General features: G+C 40.3%; 1 protein-coding gene. It reads right to left on the minus strand.

Annotation, left to right across the window (positions count from 1 at the left end; translation table 11 throughout):
* Positions 1-36: 36 nt before the first annotated feature.
* Positions 37-1,217 (minus strand): IS3 family transposase gene (locus Q4550_RS23150; RefSeq protein WP_303536518.1). Its coding sequence is split into 2 segments (ribosomal slippage): positions 37-926 and positions 926-1,217, totalling 1,182 coding nucleotides; the frame shifts between segments, so codons are not numbered across the junction.
* Between the last annotated feature and the right edge of the window lie 86 nt (positions 1,218-1,303).

Here is a 1,303-nt window from a genome sequence, read left to right on the forward strand (position 1 = left end):
TGGTCCTACCCCTGTCAAGTAGACAGTCTAAAAAAACTACGCTGCCAACGCGTGTCGATATTCAATCGGCGCGCGTTGCTTTAATTTCTTCTGGAAACGTCTGTAGTTATAGTGGTAGATGTAATCCTCGATTGCTTGTCTGATCTCGTTTTCTGTTTTACACTGATTGATATACAACTTCTCTGTTTTGAGATGCGAAAAGAAGGACTCAATGCAGGCATTATCCAGGCAGTTTCCTTTGCGAGAGTGGCTGCCCTTAACGCCGTATTCTTCTATTCGTGTGTTGTATGCCTTAGACGTATACTGAAAGCCTTGATCCGAATGGAGAACGGCTTTCGTTACGTCTTTTTTCTTTGTCCATTGCGCAACTGTATCTAGTACAAGCGCTAAATCGTTGCGTTTAGAAAGCTGCCAGCTTACGATCTCATTGTTGAATAAATCTTGAATCACAGATAAGTAATAGAATCGTTTACCATCTGATACATAAGTAATGTCCGTCACCATTTTCTGATTCGTTCCATTTGCTTTAAAGTTTCGTTTTAGCCTATTGGGATTGATCACAGATGGAGTGTATCCATGCCTTTTCCTCTTTCTACGAATCACCGATTGAATGCCCATCTCGCTCATCAATCGATACACCTTTTTGTGGTTGATGTGGTAACCACTTTCTTTTAATAAACGCGTCATAGTAGGGTAACCTGTTTCCGGATGAAGAAAATGAATCCCCATCATATGCATTTGGATGTCATGATCTTGATTGGCCCTTTCTTCGCGCTTTACTTTACTAGCTCTCCATTTGTAATAGCTGGATGGTTGGAGGGAAGCAATCTCTAACAACCAGGTAACAGGAGCTTTATTCCTTAAATCTTCCACGGTTTCATACTTTATTTTTTGCGTGATTTTCCCTCCTTTTCGAGATTTTGATACTGCTTTTTTAAGTAATCCACCTGCGCTTTCAGGTAATCTCTCTCTTCTTCAATTGTTTTAAAGTTTGTGCGTGGCCTACCATGCATAGGATTTACCTCACTGCGACTTCGAATATCAAACGGCTCACCGTTTTTCCACTTCCTCACCCAGACTTTCAGCTGTGTACTATTTTTTATTCCTAATTCTTCCGCTAAAGCTTTGTAACTTTGAGAACCATTAATGTATTTCATCACGGCGTTCTGTTTAAACTCGTCTGTATACTTCTCAAACCTCTGCCCTTTTTTAGCCATAGAAAAAACCCCCTCCAAGCATCATTCTTTCCTCCACCATATCATGGAGGTTTTTTTGAATGTCTACTTAAAGGGGATAATATCAA

It is taken from the genome of Anaerobacillus sp. 1_MG-2023, from assembly GCF_030547345.1.
Lineage (GTDB): Bacteria > Bacillota > Bacilli > Bacillales > Guptibacillaceae > Guptibacillus > Guptibacillus hwajinpoensis_B.